Annotated in this window: 19 protein-coding genes; 10 read left to right on the forward strand and 9 right to left on the reverse strand. The window is 72.8% G+C overall.

The features are described 5' to 3' along the window. The first annotated feature begins 77 nt into the window (after nt 1–77). The 3 genes from OUQ99_RS15585 to OUQ99_RS15595 all read left to right on the forward strand — a co-directional run bounded on the left by OUQ99_RS15585 (nt 78) and on the right by OUQ99_RS15595 (nt 2,679). Nucleotides 78–563 carry a MarR family winged helix-turn-helix transcriptional regulator gene (locus OUQ99_RS15585; protein WP_267950180.1) on the forward strand — a complete coding sequence of 162 codons (486 nt, stop codon included), beginning with the start codon at nt 78–80 and terminating at the stop codon, nt 561–563. A gap of 74 nt (nt 564–637) precedes the next feature. Further along, a complete protein-coding gene (locus OUQ99_RS15590; protein WP_267950181.1) occupies nt 638–1,621 on the forward strand; it encodes a phosphotransferase family protein in 984 nt (327 codons plus the stop codon). A 23-nt stretch (nt 1,622–1,644) separates the two neighbouring features. Then, nucleotides 1,645–2,679 carry an aminotransferase class V-fold PLP-dependent enzyme gene (locus OUQ99_RS15595; RefSeq protein WP_431061530.1) on the forward strand — a complete coding sequence of 345 codons (1,035 nt, stop codon included), beginning with the start codon at nt 1,645–1,647 and terminating at the stop codon, nt 2,677–2,679. 108 nt (nt 2,680–2,787) lie between these two features. Here the strand turns inward: OUQ99_RS15595 and OUQ99_RS15600 are convergent, their stop codons facing one another. Continuing rightward, nucleotides 2,788–3,195 (reverse strand): pyridoxamine 5'-phosphate oxidase family protein, encoded by a 408-nt coding sequence (locus OUQ99_RS15600; protein WP_431061511.1) that lies wholly within the window; start codon nt 3,193–3,195, stop codon nt 2,788–2,790. Nucleotides 3,196–3,363: 168 nt separating this feature from the next. On the opposite strand from OUQ99_RS15600, the gene OUQ99_RS15605 reads away from it, so the two are divergent. Next, nucleotides 3,364–3,753 (forward strand): Hsp20/alpha crystallin family protein, encoded by a 390-nt coding sequence (locus tag OUQ99_RS15605; RefSeq protein WP_267950183.1) that lies wholly within the window; start codon nt 3,364–3,366, stop codon nt 3,751–3,753. A gap of 166 nt (nt 3,754–3,919) precedes the next feature. Here the strand turns inward: OUQ99_RS15605 and OUQ99_RS15610 are convergent, their stop codons facing one another. Further along, nucleotides 3,920–4,486 (reverse strand): TetR/AcrR family transcriptional regulator, encoded by a 567-nt coding sequence (locus OUQ99_RS15610; RefSeq protein ID WP_267950184.1) that lies wholly within the window; start codon nt 4,484–4,486, stop codon nt 3,920–3,922. A 246-nt stretch (nt 4,487–4,732) separates the two neighbouring features. Beyond that, complete coding sequence (locus OUQ99_RS15615; protein WP_267950185.1) at nt 4,733–5,098, reverse strand: MerR family transcriptional regulator; 366 nt, start codon at nt 5,096–5,098, stop codon at nt 4,733–4,735. Between the two features lie 95 nt (nt 5,099–5,193). Between OUQ99_RS15615 and pip the strand changes: the two genes are divergently transcribed. Continuing rightward, nucleotides 5,194–6,138: a prolyl aminopeptidase gene (gene pip, locus OUQ99_RS15620; protein WP_267950186.1), complete on the forward strand. Its 945-nt coding sequence runs from the start codon at nt 5,194–5,196 to the stop codon at nt 6,136–6,138. Nucleotides 6,139–6,202: 64 nt separating this feature from the next. On the opposite strand, the gene OUQ99_RS15625 is transcribed toward pip, so the two are convergent. Further along, nucleotides 6,203–7,384: an aminotransferase class V-fold PLP-dependent enzyme gene (locus tag OUQ99_RS15625; protein ID WP_267950187.1), complete on the reverse strand. Its 1,182-nt coding sequence runs from the start codon at nt 7,382–7,384 to the stop codon at nt 6,203–6,205. A gap of 193 nt (nt 7,385–7,577) precedes the next feature. On the opposite strand from OUQ99_RS15625, the gene OUQ99_RS15630 reads away from it, so the two are divergent. After that, nucleotides 7,578–8,567 (forward strand): adenosine deaminase, encoded by a 990-nt coding sequence (locus tag OUQ99_RS15630; protein WP_267950188.1) that lies wholly within the window; start codon nt 7,578–7,580, stop codon nt 8,565–8,567. A gap of 53 nt (nt 8,568–8,620) precedes the next feature. Here the strand turns inward: OUQ99_RS15630 and OUQ99_RS15635 are convergent, their stop codons facing one another. Further along, the gene (locus OUQ99_RS15635) at nt 8,621–9,604 is read right to left on the reverse strand and encodes a DUF2332 domain-containing protein (RefSeq protein WP_431061512.1); all 984 of its coding nucleotides are present in this window, start codon (nt 9,602–9,604) and stop codon (nt 8,621–8,623) included. Nucleotides 9,605–9,687: 83 nt separating this feature from the next. Further along, a complete protein-coding gene (locus OUQ99_RS31595; protein ID WP_346660247.1) occupies nt 9,688–10,047 on the reverse strand; it encodes a DJ-1/PfpI family protein in 360 nt (119 codons plus the stop codon). 387 nt (nt 10,048–10,434) lie between these two features. On the opposite strand from OUQ99_RS31595, the gene OUQ99_RS15645 reads away from it, so the two are divergent. From OUQ99_RS15645 to soxR, 3 genes are all read left to right on the forward strand, one after another. Continuing rightward, on the forward strand, nt 10,435–11,199 hold the full coding sequence (locus OUQ99_RS15645; protein ID WP_267950189.1) for an SDR family oxidoreductase: 765 nt from the start codon (nt 10,435–10,437) through the stop codon (nt 11,197–11,199). A 213-nt stretch (nt 11,200–11,412) separates the two neighbouring features. After that, nucleotides 11,413–12,111, forward strand: coding sequence for an ABC transporter ATP-binding protein (locus OUQ99_RS15650; RefSeq protein WP_267950190.1), 699 nt, complete (start codon nt 11,413–11,415; stop codon nt 12,109–12,111). Nucleotides 12,112–12,152: 41 nt separating this feature from the next. Further along, nucleotides 12,153–12,626 (forward strand): redox-sensitive transcriptional activator SoxR, encoded by a 474-nt coding sequence (gene soxR / locus OUQ99_RS15655; protein WP_267950191.1) that lies wholly within the window; start codon nt 12,153–12,155, stop codon nt 12,624–12,626. Between the two features lie 91 nt (nt 12,627–12,717). Here soxR and rnhA read toward each other — a convergent pair whose 3' ends face one another. The 3 genes from rnhA to OUQ99_RS15670 form a co-directional block, all read right to left on the reverse strand. After that, nucleotides 12,718–13,191 (reverse strand): ribonuclease HI, encoded by a 474-nt coding sequence (gene rnhA / locus OUQ99_RS15660; RefSeq protein ID WP_267950192.1) that lies wholly within the window; start codon nt 13,189–13,191, stop codon nt 12,718–12,720. Between the two features lie 503 nt (nt 13,192–13,694). Continuing rightward, complete coding sequence (def, locus tag OUQ99_RS15665) at nt 13,695–14,363, reverse strand: peptide deformylase (protein ID WP_267950193.1); 669 nt, start codon at nt 14,361–14,363, stop codon at nt 13,695–13,697. A gap of 105 nt (nt 14,364–14,468) precedes the next feature. Then, nucleotides 14,469–14,912 (reverse strand): SMI1/KNR4 family protein, encoded by a 444-nt coding sequence (locus OUQ99_RS15670; protein ID WP_267950397.1) that lies wholly within the window; start codon nt 14,910–14,912, stop codon nt 14,469–14,471. 377 nt (nt 14,913–15,289) lie between these two features. Between OUQ99_RS15670 and OUQ99_RS15675 the strand changes: the two genes are divergently transcribed. Further along, on the forward strand, nt 15,290–16,261 hold the full coding sequence (locus tag OUQ99_RS15675) for a hypothetical protein (RefSeq protein ID WP_267950194.1): 972 nt from the start codon (nt 15,290–15,292) through the stop codon (nt 16,259–16,261). Nucleotides 16,262–16,278: the final 17 nt, after the last annotated feature.

A 16,278-nucleotide genomic window follows, 5' to 3' on the forward strand; every position in this document is an offset into this window, starting at 1 on the left:
AAGTAAATTATATTAGGGTGGTCCACCGGCACACACCACCCGCGGAGAGGGAGACCTCCCCCACCAGGAAGGCCACCATGAGCGACGCCGTCTCCCGCTTCCTCCACAGCTGGACCCGCCTGCGCCCCGACCTGGACCTGTCCACCGTGGCCGCCATGGGCCGCGTCCTGCGCCTGGCCGCCCTGATGAACAACATCACCGAGGACGGCCTGGCCGGCGCCGAGGTCACCCGCCCCGAGTTCGAGGTCCTGGCCGCCCTGCGCCGCTCCCCCGACGGACTGCGCCCCCGCCAGCTCACCCGCGAGACCATCGCCTCGGGCGCCTCCACCACCAAGCGCCTCACCCGCCTGGAGTCCGCCGGACTCATCACCCGCACCCCCCTCGAACGCGACCGCCGCGAGGTCCAGGTCCGCCTCACCGACCGCGGCCGCACCCTGGCCGACACCCTCTTCGCCGCCCAACTCGACCGCGAGGCCACCGTCCTGGCCCCCTTGAGCACCGACGAACAAGCCCAGCTCGCCGACCTGCTCGCCCGCGTCCTGGCCCCCATCGACCGAGCCTGAACCCGTACCGGCCCCACCACCCGGACGTCCACCACCACCCACCCCCGCCCCACCACACCCACCAGGACCCCCTCATGAGCCGCGAACCCCACACCCGCCTCGCCCGAGCCCTGACGGCCCTGCTCCAGGACCCCCGCCCCGTCACCGGCGTCCAACGCCTGCGCGGCGGCAGCAAGAAGGGCGTCTACCGCCTCACCCTCGACCACACCGACACCGTCATCGCCTACCTGTGGCACAGCACCGAGGACTACTGGCACCCCGGCGCCGCCCACAGCCAGGACCCCGCCGACCCCTTCTCCCACGCCTCGGGCCCCCACCTGTTCACCGCCGCCCACCGCGCCCTGACCGACCTGGGCGTACGCGTGCCCCGCCTGCTCGCCCACGACACCACCGGCACCCACCACCCCGGCGCCATCGCCCTGGTCCAGGACGTGCCCGGCCCCACCCTCGAAGAACTCCTCGAACGCGACCCCGCCGCGGCCGCCCCCGTCCTGGACCGCCTCGGCGCCTTCCTGCGCACCATGCACGCCACCACCCACCCCGGCTTCGGCAAGGTCCACCACCTCACCACGGGAGGCCGCCCCCACGCCCCCTCCTGCGAACAGACCGTCCTGGACCGCGCCCTGGCCGACCTGGACGAGGCCGCCGCACGCGATGCGCGCCTGCACCCCCACCACGCACGGCTCACCAGCGCCCTGCACACCCTGGCCCACCGCATCACCCCGCGCCGCGAACACGTGCTCATCCACGGCGAACTCGGCCCCGACCACGTCCTGGTCGACACCGACGGAACCCCCGTCCTCATCGACATCGAGGGCATGATGTTCTTCGACGCCGAATGGGAGCACTCCTTCCTGCGCCTGCGCTTCGGCGAACACCACCCCCGCCTGCGCACACGCACCCCCGACCCCCACCGCAGCGCCCTGTACGACCTGGCCATGCACCTGTCCCTGGTCGCCGGCCCCCTGCGCCTGCTCGAGGGCGACTACCCCGACCGCGCCTTCATGCTCTCCATCGCCGAACACCACCTGGCACGCGCCCTGCAGACCACCGCCTGACACACTCGCCGACCATGGACACCATGGACACCTTCGACCACCTGTGGAACACCGACACCGTCTGGCTCAACACCGCCCAGTACGGCATCCCGCCCGCCCCCGCCCACCAGGCCCTCGACCAGGCCCTGCACGCCTGGAGGTCGGGCACCGGCGACCCCCTGCACTGGGGGCGGGCCGTCCACGACACACGCACCAACCTGGCCGCGCTCGTGCACGCCCCCGCCCAGGACATCGCCCTGGGCACCGCGGTCTCCCAGATCACCGGCACCCTCGCCGCCTCCCTGCCCGCCGGGGCCCGCGTCCTGGTCCCCCAGGACGAGTTCTCCTCCCTCGTCCTGCCGTGGCTGTCCCAGGCCGACCGCGGCGTCACCGTGCGCACAGCCCCCCTGCAGCACCTGGCCGAGAGCGTGCGCCCCGACACCGACCTGGTCGCCTACAGCCTGGTCCACTCCGCCACGGGGCGCATCGCCCCCACCGCCGACATCGCCTCCGCCGCACGCGCCCACGGCGCGCGCCTGGTGGGCGACGCCACCCAGGCCGCCGGATGGCTGCCGGTACGGGCCACCGACTTCGACGCCCTGCTCGGCGCCGCCTACAAGTGGCTCATGGCCCCGCGCGGGCTGGCCTTCGCCTACCTGTCACCGGCACTGCGCACCGAGCTGCGCCCCCACAACGCCGGCCCCGCCGCCACCCGGGACCCGGCCGCCTCGCTCTACGCCGGCGACCCGGCCCCGGAGCTGTCCGAGACCGCCCGGGCCTTCGACACCTCCCCCAACTGGTTCGCGTGCGTGGCCGCGGCCGCCTCCACCCGCGTGCTCCTGCAGGCCGGAGTGGAACGGGTCCGCGACCACAACGTCGCCCTGGCCGACCGCCTGCGCGCCGCCCTGGGCCAGGAGCCCGGCGGGTCGGCGATCACCTCGGTGGAGCGGCCCGGGGCCGCCGAGCGCCTGGCGCGCGCGGGGATCGTCACCACGAGCCGGGGCGGCGGGACACGCCTGGCCTTCCACCTGTACAACACCCCGCAGGACGCCGACCTGGCCGCGCGCGCCCTGCTCTGAGCCGCGGGCCCGGCGGGGGCACGGCGCGGTGGCCGCAAGGACGCACGGCCCTGCGGGCCGGGCCCTCACCCCGCACCGGCCACCGCTCCCGCACCCGTGCGCCCCGGATCAGTCCCGCGCCGGGCCAGGGCGGACGTTGCCCAGCTCCCGGGTGACCGCGATCTCGATGGCGACCCGCCCGGGGTTGGGGCGCGGGGCCCGGTAGCGCCCGGTGTACAGGCGCACCGCCTCGGCCACCGCCTCCGGGTCGCGCGTCACCGTGGCCGTGCCCTCCAGGGTGGACCAGCGCGCACCCTCCACCTGCGACACCGACACCCGCGCCCCGGGGTGGGCGGCCAGGTTGCGCGCCTTGAAGCTGGCCCCGTCGGCGATCACCCGGACCAGGCGGCGCCCGGGGTCGTAGGTCGCCCCCACCGGGACCTGGTGGATGCTGCCGTCCGGACGCGGACTGGCCAGCGTGCAGATGCGGCGCTCGCTCCAGAAGGCGAGGAAGGGGTCGTCGGGGATCTGGGACACGGGCGGCTCTTCTCTGGTCGTCGAATCAGGGCACGGCTGAGGACCCCAGGATCCCAGAACCCCGGGTGTGCGGTGGCGCACACCACATTGACGCGTCAAACTCCGTCAATAAACTTGAGTCCATCAGCATCAAGTTATGTTTCTGAGACTTTCTCGGGGGTTCACACCATGCTCCTCACCCGCACCATCCCCTTCGACCCCACCCGCGCCGCCACCGCCCACCAGCGCACCGTCCCCATGGACATCCTGCGCACCGAGGACGAACTCCTCGTCCGGCTCGACCTGCCCGGCGCCGACGCCGACAGCATCGACCTGGAGGTCGAACGCGACGTACTCACCGTCAACGCCCGGCGCCCCGCCCGCCAGGAGGGGGCCGCCCCCGTCCTGACCGAGCGCCCCACCGGCCCCTTCACCCGGCGCCTGCGCCTGGGCCGGGACCTGGACACCGACAACATCGGCGCCGACTACACCGACGGCGTCCTGACCCTGCGCCTTCCCGTGGCCGAGAAGGCCAAGCCGCGCAAGATCCTCCTGGACCAGGGCGGCGCGACCCTCTGACGCCCACACGGCCGAGGGGGCGCGGGGCCACAGGGAACCCCGCGCCCCCTCGGCGCGAGAACGCGCGGGGGCGCCCCACCCAGGGGCGCCCCCGCGCGGGCAGGTGCGGCCGGGCGCACCGGGGGCCGACGGCGCCCGGCCCCGCACCCGGGGGGCCGGTGCGCGGTCAGGCCGCGCGGGCCCCGTCCAGGAACAGCGACACCAGGGCGGCGGCCGCCTCCTCGGGGGAACCCGGCGCCATGTCCACCGCCCTGGCCAGGTGCAGGAAGGCGTTGCACAGCAGAGCCGGGTCCCGGTCGGCGAGCTCGCCCTCGGCCACCGCCCGCGCCAGGCGCGCCGTCACCGGCTCCAGCAGCCTGCTCACGTACGCCTCGCGCAGCTCCTTCTCCGCATCCCCCTCCAGCTGGTCCAGGGAGTCGAACAGGTGCTGCTCGAAGGAGGAGGTGGCACCCGTGGGGTCGGCCACGGCGCCCACGATGACGGCCCGCAGCTGAGCGGCGAGCCCGCCCGGGGCGGCCAGCGACTCCTGCAGGCTGCGGCCGCGCCTGTCGATGAAGTCCAGGGCCACGAGCTTGTGCAGGGTCTCCTTGCCGCCGGGGAAGTGGTGGTAGAGCGTGGGCTTGCGCACGCCGACCTCGGTGGCCACGGCCTCCAGCGAGGTGCCGCGGTAGCCGCGGGCGGCGAAGTGGGCGGCGTAGACGGACATGGCCCTGGTCCGGGTGTCGCCGGTCATGGTGGGCTCCTCGCTGGTGGACGGCGGTGCGGACCGGGGCGCCGGCCCGCACCCGCGACTCTACCGACCAGTCGGTAGAGTCGCAAGCCGGGGACCTCCGCACCCCCGCGACCACCACCCCGGGAGGAAACCCCTCACCCCGCCCCCCACACGGGCGGATCCGCCCGCCGCGAGACCAGATCCACCCACCCCCGCTACCCCGACGGCGACGCACAGTACACGCGCCCAGCGGGCTTCAACCTCCCATCACGCCCCTACCAGGACGAACCCCTTCGCCCAGGACAGCCGCAACTCCTCCAGAGCCCCGCGCCGCGAACGCATCGCCTCCTCCTGCGCCCGCCACCACCCCCCGACCCGCGCCGCCGCCTCCGCACCGCCCAGATCCACCACCTGCGCCACCAGCGCCACCAGCGCCGAAGGCACCCCCAACCGGCGCAGCAGACCGATCCGCCGCGCCCGCTCCACCTGCCCCGGCGCATAGAACCAGTCCCCCACCCGGTCCGGCACCAGCAGCCCCGAACGCTCGTACAACCGCAACGCCTCGGGAGAGAGCCCCCCACGACGCGCGAACTCCCCCCGCGACAGCCCGCCCCGGACCCCTTCGGCAACCATGCGCGCCAGTGTGCCCCCTGCCCCAAGAGCACGGTCAACCCCGCACCGCCCTGTAGTAGAGTCCCCGGCCCACCCCTGCGACCGCGGAGACCCCCATGACCGCACCCACCCCCCACACCCAGGGCCTACTCCCCACCGCCGACGGACACCACCTGTACTGGCACGAGTACGGCAACCCCCGCGGCCACCCCGCCCTGGTCCTGCACGGCGGCCCCGGCAGCGGCTGCCACCCCGCCTACACCGACTTCTTCGACACCGACCGCTACCGCGTCATCATGCTCGACCAGCGCGGCAGCGGACGCTCCACCCCCAACGCCCGCCACACCACCACCGACCTGAGCACCAACACCACCCACCACCTCATCCACGACATCGAAGCCCTGCGCACCCACCACCGCCTCACCACCTGGCACGTCCTGGGTCTGTCCTGGGGCTGCACCCTGGGCCTGGCCTACGCCCAGGCCCACCCCGAACACGTCAGCGCCCTGATCCTGGCCGCGGTCACCAACACCACCGCCGCCGAGGTCCACTGGCTCACCCACGCCATGGGCCGCGTCTTCCCCGAGGAATGGGAACTCTTCCGCCACGGCGCCGGACCCGGCGCCGACCCCCACGACCTGTCCACCGCCTACGCACACCGCCTGGCCCACCCCGACCCCCAGGTACGCTTCGACGCCGCCCGCGCCTGGTGCCGCTGGGAGGACGTCCACGTCTCCACCGCCCCCGGCCACACCCCCCACCCCGCCTTCGCCGACCCCGCCTTCCGCATGACCTTCGCCCGCCTGGTCACCCACTACTGGTCCCACGCCGCCTTCCTCCCCGACGGGCAGCTCCAACGCGACGCCCACCGCCTGGCGGGCACCCCCGGGGCCATGGTCCACGGGCGCATGGACATCAGCGGACCCGCCGACATCGCCTACCGGCTCTCGCTCACCTGGACCGACGCCGACCTGGTGGTGGTCGAGGAAGCCGGACACGGAGCGGGCACCACCACCCTCAAAGCGGCGACCCGCGCCGCCACCGACCGGCTCGCCCCCTGACACCCCCGCCGCAGCGGCCGAGCGCCGGGCGGGGCGGCGCCTGAGGCGCCCCGCCCGGCAGGGCTCACCCCCGCCCCTGGCGCTCCTTCACCTCCCGCACCAACACCTCCACCTCCTCCTCGGTGTTGAAGTAGTGCACCGAGGCCCGCACCGCCTCGTCCACCCCCTCCCGCGGCTCCCACACCTGGTTCCACACCCGCGCCACACTCACGTTCACCCGGGCCCCCACCAGGTGCGCCCGCACATGCTCGGCCGGCACCCCCCGCACCGCGAACGTCACGATCCCCGACCGCACCGACCCCCGGTCCAGCACCCGCACCCCCGCCACCTGCCCCAACCGCTCCCGCGCGTACTCCGCCAGAGCCCCCACCCGCTCCCGGACCCGCTCCAACCCCAGCGCCACCGCGTAGTCCACCGCCACACCCAAACCGATCTGACCGGCCACACTGCGCTCGAAACTCTCAAAACGACGCGCATCGGCACGCACCCGGTACTCGCCCTCCCCCACCCAGTGCGCCGAGGACACATCCACCACCGCCGGCTCCACCAGGTCCGCACCCGCACGCGCGTACAGAAAACCCGTCCCCCGCGGCCCCCGCAGGAACTTGCGCCCCGTCCCCGTCAACAGATCGCACCCCAACCGCTCCACATCCAGATCCCACTGCCCCACCGACTGGCACGCATCCAACAGGAACACCGCCCCCGCAGCCCGGCACAGCGCCCCCACCTCCTGCACGGGGTTGACCAACCCGTTGTGCGTGGGCATGTGGTTCAACGCCACCAACCGCACCCCGCCCCGCCCCAGCTCCCGCTCCAACGCCCCCAGATCCACCACCCCCTCCGGGCCGTCCGGAACCACCTCCACCCGCACACCCCGCTCACGGGCCGCCTTGACCAGCCCCAACGCGTTACTGGGGTACTCGCTCGTGGTCGTCAGCACCCGGTCCCCCGCCTCCAGGCGCACCGCACCGAACCCCGCCTCCCACGCCCGCGTCGCACTCTCCACGAACGCCACCTCCTCCGGCCGCGCCCCCAGCATTCGCGCCACCGCCGTGTAGAACCCCTCCACCAGCCCCTCGGCGCGCTCGGCCGCCTCATAGCCGCCCACCCGCGCCTCCAACCGCAGGTGCCCCACCACCGCCTCCACCACCGGCACCGGCGGCAACGACGAACCCGCGTTGTTCAGATGCACCAGATCCGCGACCGCCGGGGTGTCCGCCCGCACCGCGCCCACATCGATTCCCATACACCGCCACCTTCCAGGAGGAGACCACCAACCCCCCGGAACCTACCCACCGCCCACCCCGCCCAGCGCACCGCAGCCACCCACAACACCCACACCCGATGTGGGCCACAACGCCCCCGCACACGACCCACCCACCCCCACCCATCAGCCACAATGACCACACACACCACACCCGCCACAAGAGAGCACCGCCATGCCCCTGCCCAAAGCCGAACTCCACCTCCACATCGAAGGCACCCTCGAACCCGAACTCGCCTTCACCCTCGCCCACCGCAACGGCATCACCCTGCCCCACCCCACCGTCCAGGACCTGCGCGCCGCCTACTCCTTCACCGACCTGCAGTCCTTCCTGAACCTCTACTACGAGCTCATGGACGTCCTGCGCACCGAAGCCGACTTCACCGACCTGGCCAACGCCTACCTCACCCGCGCCGCAGCCCAGGGCGTGCGCCACGCCGAGATCTTCTTCGACCCCCAGGCCCACACCAGCCGCGGCATCCCCCTGGACACCGTCGTCAACGGCCTGGCCGCCGCCCTGGACACCAGCCTGCGCGACCACGGCATCAGCACCGCACTCATCCTGTGCTTCCTACGCGACCGCCCCGCCTCCGAAGCCCTGCACACCCTCCACCAGGCCCGCCCACACCTGCACCGCATCAGCGCCGTGGGCCTGGACTCCGCCGAGGTCGGACACCCGCCCCAGAACTTCACCGCCGTCTTCGCCGCCGCCCGCGACCTGGGCCTGCGCTGCGTCGCCCACGCCGGAGAGGAAGGACCCCCCTCCTACATCTGGCAGGCCCTGAACCTCCTGCACGCCGAACGCATCGACCACGGCATCCGCGCCCTGGAGGACCCCGACCTGCTCGCCCACCTGGCCCGCACCCAGACCCCCCTCACCGTGTGCCCCCTGTCCAACGTGCGCCTGCGCGCCGTACCCACCCTCGCCCAACACCCCCTGCCCGCCCTCCTCGACGCCGGGCTCCTGGTCACCGTCAACTCCGACGACCCCTCCTACTTCGGCGGCTACGTCCACGACAACTACGAGGCCCTGCGCACCCACCTGGGCCTGGACGAGGCCACCCTGCGCCAACTCGCCCGCAACTCCTTCACCGCCTCCTTCCTGCCCCCCGAACGCAAGAAGGCCCTCATCGCCGAAGTCGACGCCCACCCCGCCACCGGGTAGACACACCACAGGCCCCCTCCCCCAGGGGAGGGGGCCCCTCCACCGCCACCGCCTCACACCCAGGCCAGCGACTGCCCGTGCTCACCGGCATAGGCCACCACCCGCCCGTCCACCGCCACCGTGAAATCGGTCTCCACCACCGGCTCCGCGTTCTCCCACCCCGCGAACACCCGCCACCCCTCGTTCGCCACCCAGCGCCCCTCCAGGGCACCCACCACCCGCACGAACTCCTCCCGCCGCTCCTGCGACAGGTAGGCCAGCACCGCACTGTGGAACACCACCAGCGTCGCCCCCGCCGGGGCCAGGGCCGCCACCGCACCCACCCGCTCCACCAGGTCCCCCTCCACCAGCAGCGGCGGATCGGCCGCCACCACCGACGCCGCCCCGCGCAGCCGCGCACGCCGCCCCGCCTCCTCCCGCCCCGGCCACACCAGCGCCTCCAACCAGCGCACATCCTCCTCGGCGCCCGCATCCAACGGGTTCAGGTCCACCCCCGCCCGCCACACCACCCGCGGCACCCGCTCCGGAACCGGCACCCCGCCCGAGGTCGCACACTCCAACAGCACCGGGCTGCCCGCAGGGCCCACCTGCGCCCCGCCGTCGAAGGAGTACCGGTACCGGTCCGGATACAGGCACAGCCCCGCCGAGGCACCCACCTCCAACAGCGCCAACGGGCCCGGCACACCCGCCAGCACCGGCAGCAGCGCCGTACACCGGCGCACCTCGTTGGTCTGGGTGTGCCGCTCCATCACCACCCGCCGCACCTGCTCCCAGTGCCCCACCAGCCACGCCCGCCACGGCCCCCACCCCTGCACCGGCCCGCCCAGGTAGCGCACCGCCCCCAACAACAGGTTGGGCTGCCTCTTGTTGCCCCGCGGCAGGGACGCCACCAGACCCAGCACCTCCCCGTCCCGCGCCACCTCCTCACAGATCCGCGCATAGGCGGGGGAACCCCCCGCCGCACAGTGCCGGGCGAAACCGCGGTACCCGCGCGCAAGGCGCTCAAGGTCCGCTCCACCGTCCACAGCAGGGCCCACGGCCCACACCCACCTCTCACACCGGGGGAAGAAGACACCGAACCCCTACCCGCCCCCATACCGCACCGCCCCTGTGGCGCCCCTCACCCCCGCTCCCCCCACAGGAACCGCGAGTACGAGCGCGCCAGCGCCACCACCCCGGCCGGCGCGCTCTCCACCGACCCCGCGTCGAAGGGCGGGCACGGGTCGTACTCGGTGGCCAACTGCACCAGCTGCGCCGCCTGCAACCCCGCCAACCGCTCCGCCAGCGCCAACGCCATGTCGATCCCCGCCGACACCCCCGCCGCCGTCACGTACTTGCCCTCCCACACCACCCGCTCGCGCACGGGCACCGCACCCCAGCGCCCCAGCTCCTCCACCGCCGCCCAGTGCGTGGTCGCCCGCAACCCGTCCAGCACACCCGCCTCCGCCAACAGGAACGCCCCCGTGCACACCGACGCCACCCGCCCCGCACCCCCCGCGTGCCCTCACCCCCCCGCCACCACCAGGGTGTCCACCCGCACCGCCCGCTCCAACGCCACCGACGGCGCCAACCCCAGACCGCTGGAGCAGACCACCGCGCCCCGCCCAACGACGCCGTGCGCACCCGGTAGAACCCCTCGCGCACATACGAGGCCCCCGAGAACACCTCCAGCGGACCCGTCACGACCAGGCTCTGCACCCCGTCGAAGACGACCACCACCACCTCATGGACCATGCCCCCATCCTCACCGGCCCCCCGAGGCGGCCACAAGGTCGCACACCCCACCCTTCCTGCCACCACACCTTGACCTCAACCAAACTTCAGGTGCAAGCGTGGGGGCACACCCACCCACCCCGAGGAACCACCCGTGCACCTGATCACCACACCCACCGGCACCGTCGCACACCACGTCCTGACCACCCTGCTCACCCACGCCCACCCCGTCCGCGCCCTGACCCCCCACCCCCACCACCCCCGCATCCCCCACGGCACACCCACCGTCCGCGCCGACCTGCACGACCCCGCCACCTGGCCCGCCGCCCTGCACGGCGCCACCTCCGCCTTCCTCACCTGGCCCCACCCCACCCCCGACCACGCCGCCGACTTCATCACCGCCCTGGCCCACCACGCCCGCCACATCGTCTACCTCTCCTCAGCCACAGCCGACCCCCACGCCCCCGACCCCCGCGACAGCACCCACGGACACCTCGAGAACCTCATCACCCGCTCCGGCGCCCACTGGACCCTCCTGCGCCCCGGCACACCGGCCGCCACCACCCTGCGCTGGGCCCCCCGCATCCGCACCCACCGCACCGTCCACTCCACCCGCCCCCACCCGGCCCGCCCCCTCATCCACGAAGCAGACATCGCCGACGTCGCCGTCCACGCCCTCACCCACCCCGAACACCACCACGAGCGCACCCACCACCTCACCGGCCCCCACCACCACACCGAAGCCGAACAGGTCCGCATCCTCGCCCAGGTCCTGGACCTGACCCTGACCCACACCGCCCCCCACGACCCCGCCTCCGCCGAGCCCGAACCCGCCACCACCACCGTCGAAAAGGTCCTCCGCCGCCCCGCACGCTCCTACCGCCAATGGGTCGCCGACCACGCCACCGACTTCCGCTGACCCCCGCCCCACACGGCCCGCACCCACCACCGGGCGCGGGCCCACACCCCTGCCCACACCCACCACCGCCCCCGGGAACCAACCCGCCCCACCGCCCGTTCCACACACCGAACACCCACCCACGGAGACCAAGGACACGAACAGATAACGAGAACTCTCATGCGCCCAGGACAATCCCAGGCAGGTGACGACCACCCACACGAACGGACACCCGTGAGGCTCACCAACCGCGGAAAGCTGCGCCGCAGCCCCGCACACACCCCACCCACCACCCGACCCCTCCTCGAGTTCCACGACGTGTCCCTGCCCCCCGCCCACCCCCCGCTGCTGGACCACCTCGACCTCACCGTCCACCCCGGCGAACACGTCTCCCTCGTCGGCCTCACCCCCACCGCCACCACCGCCCTCACCCACCTGCTCACCCACCGCACCACCCCCACCCGCGGCCGCATCACCACCCACGCCCCCACCCACCTGCTCACCCCCACCCCCCACACCACCCTCGCCCAGACCATCACCGGCCACCCCGCCCCCGACCCCCACGACCCCCACCTCACCCACACCCTCACCACCGCCGGACTCGACCCCGCCCACCTGCACACCCCCCTCACCCGCCTCGACCCCGCACTGGCCACCCGCATCCACCAGGCCCGCACCCTCTACACCCGCCACACCGGCGCCCGCCTCTTCCTCCTGACCACCCCAGCACCACCCCCGCCCACCCCCACCCCCGACACCGCCCTGCTCTCCCTCACCGACCACCCCACCCACACCCGCACCGCCGACCGCATCCTCCTCCTGCGCAACGGACGCGTCACCGAAACCGGCACCCACCACCAACTCCTCGTCCGCGGCGGCGCCTACGCACGCCTGTACGCCCTCCACGGCGCCCACCGCACCCGCACCCCCTGACCCACGCACCCCACCACCACCCACGACCTAAGATGGGCACCGTGCCACCCATCACCAAGGAACTCACCGTCGGCCAGGTCGCCGAACGCGCCGGAGTCGCCGTCTCCGCCCTGCACTTCTACGAACGCCAAGGGCTCATCCACAGCCGCCGCACCAGCGGCAACCAGCGCCGCTACCGCCGCGACACCCTGCGCAGGGTCTCCTTCATCCGCATCTCCCAACGCGTCGGCATGCCCCTGGCCCGCATCCGCCAGGCCCTCGAAGCCCTCCCCGACAACCGCACCCCCACCCGCACCGACTGGGCCGCCGTCTCCGAACAGTGGCGCGACGAACTCGACACGCGCATCGCCCAGCTCATCCGCCTGCGCGACGACCTCACCGGCTGCATCGGCTGCGGCTGCCTGTCCCTGGACACCTGCACCCTGTCCAACCCCGACGACGAACTCGCCGCCGCGGGCCCCGGACCCCGCCGCCTCATGGTCCAGGCCCTCGCCCAGGACGCCGACGCCCTCTGAACCACCCGCGGCCCACCCCGCCGCACCCGGCCCCGCACACGAGAACGGCGGCCCCCACAGGGACCGCCGCCACCCCACACCCGCAGACCGCCTACCGCCCGGCCGCCTCATCACGCCCGCGCCGGGCCAACTCGTCCGCGCGCTCGTTGCCCTCGTCGCCGCTGTGCCCGCGCACCCAGCGCCACTCCACCTCGTAGCGCGAGGCCACCTCGTCCAGGCGCTGCCACAGGTCCACGTTCTTCACCGGCTTCTTGTCGGCCGTGCGCCACCCGCGCTTCTTCCACCCGTGCAGCCAGGTCGTGATCCCGTTGCGCACGTAGGAGGAATCGGTGTGCACCAGCACCGGCAGCGGCTTCTTCAAGCTCTCCAACGCCTGGATGGCCGCCATCAGCTCCATCCGGTTGTTGGTGGTCTGCTCCTCGCTCCCGTACAGCTCCTTCTCGTGCTCGCCGTAGCTCAGCCACACCCCCCACCCTCCCGGGCCGGGGTTGCCGCTGCACGCCCCGTCGGTGTAGACGACCACCCTGTGCGCCGGCTCCCGGCCGACCTCGTCCCCGTTGTGCATGCCGCGCAATCTACCGCCCCCCGCAGTCACAGAAGAGTCACACCCCCCACCGGAGGAGCCATAAACAGAGCCACATTCCACCACTGGCTCCCCTAAACCCATCATTTCGGACCAACAAGTCCCCCAAAGGCACCCACCGACCACACCACCACCGACCACCGCACACGACCATCCACCGCCACCCTCCGCGACGACAACGCCACCGTGAGCACCCGCCCCGGCCGTCGCGAAGGCCTCGCCCCAGAACGCCGGACCCCGTCGGCGGGGCCCTCGGGGGACCGCGGCGCCGCACAAGCGGCCGCCCTCCGACCCCACTCCCCGGGGCGCCCGCCCCGGCCCCCACCGGTCCGCACGCCTTCGGGCCCCCGGCCCCGGACGCCGCCCCCGCGACAGGCCACGGGCAGGGCACGTGGTGAGAACACGGCGCCGACCGCCCACCCCGGCGGCCACGGAAAAAGGGGTGCCCCGGCCGACGCCGGGACACCCCCTTCGCGCTCGCGCGCTCAGCCCGCGAACTCCTCCGCCAGCTGCGCCGCACGCTCCTCACGACGCGCGAACACGTCGTTGGCCATCTCGTTCATCTTCTTCAGCACCCGCTTGCGCTCGCGCGCCGAGAGCCGGTCCACGTACAGCCGGCCCATGGTGTGGTCGGTCTCGTGCTGCAGGCACCGGGCGAAGTACCCGCTCCCGCTCACCACCACCGGGTTGCCGTCCCGGTCCACGCCACGCACCGTCGCGGTCGCGGCCCGCCCCAGGTCCGCGTGCGGGCCCGGTACCGACAGGCAGCCCTCGCTGTCGACCTCCACGGCCTCCTCCGGGTCGCGCTCGTCCAGCACCGGGTTGACCACGTGCCCCACGTGGCGCACCCCGTCGTCGTCGGGGCAGTCGTAGACGAACAGCCGCAGGTCCACACCCACCTGGTTGCCCGCCAGGCCCACACCCTCGGCCGCGTACATCGTCACGAACATGTCGTCGACGAGCTGGTGCAGCTCCCGGCCGCCCCACATCTGCTCGGGCACCTCCGCGTTGCGCCGGTGCAGGACCTCCTCACCCGTCACGGTGATGCGCCGCACACGACCGCGCGAGGCCTCCGGGGCCAGTTCGGGGAAGTCCTCCACCTCCCGGCCCTGGACAACAGCGGCGACATGGGCAGGCGTGGACTGCTCCGACATGGTCCTACTCTCAAACGCACTAGGGGAGACAAACAGTGACACAACGCCACCAATACCCCGAAAAATAGCACGAAACGGCAGGTCAGCCACGCACGGAACACCCGGTCAACGGAACCAGGAATTGCCCTGGATCAGGCATCGCGCCAGGTAGTCGCGCAACGACACCACCACCAGCCGCCGCCGGTCGCTCTCATGATCCCACACCACGATCCCCGGACCGTAGTCGGTGTGCACGTAGGCGAACTGCGGCCCCATGTCGGAGTCGCCGAAGAAGATCATCTCGTCGAAAGGCGCGTACAACTCCAGATAATCGGGCTCACCCCGCATCGCCAGGTTGTCCTCCACCAGGCGCCGGGCACTCCACACCACCGCGTCCCCGTACTCGTTGGTCACCCCGTCCGTCTCCCGCAACAGGGAGGCCAACTCGAACGGCAGAGGCAGCATCAACCGCTTCTCCACCTCGGCAAGGGTCACCTCATCGGCCGGATCGTACAGATCGGCCTCGGGATACATCTCCAGGATCAGTTCACGCCACACACTCCCGATCATCACAGGTCGTGGCAAGACACGGGAAATCGTCGACGGCGAGTTGCGCCAAAAACCCGCACGGACCACGTCCGCAGCGTCACAAACCACCACCCACACCCCCAACCGGCCCCCACGGGAATAGCCGCACCCCCCGACCCGTTGACCCCACTGCGGGACGGTGCGGTAGCAAGTGTCCCCCGGGCTCACACAAAGCCTTCGCGGAACACCGCGCCCCCAGGGGCGGCCACGGAACCGCGTTGTGCGCCACGCCGTGAGGCGACCGCCGCACCGTCCCGCACTCCTTCCCACCCCCACGCACCAGATGCCGCGAACGCCCCGAACACGCCCAAAACGTCACTCTGAGTGTAGGCAAAGCCACAAACGGTAATAATGCTGCCATGGCCACCACCACACAACGCCTGCTCGCCACAGCCCTCGCCACCGCACTCACCCTGCCCGCCCCCGCACACGCCACCACAACCCCCACAACCACCCCCACCCACACCACCACCTACCCCGGACACACCACGAGCCGCTACGTCCCCCTGGGCCCCGCCACAGCCGACCACGCACGCGACGCCGGATGCACCGAAGCCCGCACCGGCACCAACGGCGTCCGCATCCTCTTCTTCGGCACCCAGGAAACCGACCACCAACTCCGCGAACCCGGCACCAGCCACGCCACCACCACACCCCGCGCAGCCACCACCAAAGCCGCCTCCTACGCCCACCACTGGGCCCAAGGCTTCACCGACTGCCGCACCGGCCAAACCACAGCCACCCTCGCCCTCGGCGTCAACAACAAGGACGACGGCAACCTCACCGGCCCCACCGCCGGCAAACAATGGGCCACCCTCGTCCACGACGCACGCCAACGCTCCACCACACCCGCCGTCACCATCACCGGCGCCCTCGACGCCGAACCCGCCTGGTCCACCCCCACCTGGGCCCGCGGCTGGATCGACGCCTACACGAAAAACACCACCACACCCCTGCACACCGCCAACTCAGCCGACGGCTGCCCCACCACCGGCACCGCCCACTGCAACAACAACTGGACCCTCGCCGACGTCCACCACCTCGCCGGAGGCGGCCGACCCACCGTCCACGCCCTCCCCCAGATCTACCGCACCGACGGCATCCAAGCCCGCCAATGGGCCAACATCAGCCGCTGGGGCCACACCCACGCCAACGACCCCCTCCGCTTCGCCGGAGCCATGTCCCAACACACCGCCTGCCAACAACGCACCTGCAACAACACCGACAACACCCCCCGCCAGGCCTGGACCCAACTCACCGACGCCCTCAACGCCCACGCCAGCACCCGCATCCCCGCACTCGACACCGCCACCGACATCCGCTGGCCCTGACCCACAACACCACCCCA

It is taken from the genome of Streptomonospora nanhaiensis (genome assembly GCF_026642255.1).
Lineage (GTDB): Bacteria > Actinomycetota > Actinomycetes > Streptosporangiales > Streptosporangiaceae > Nocardiopsis > Nocardiopsis tropica.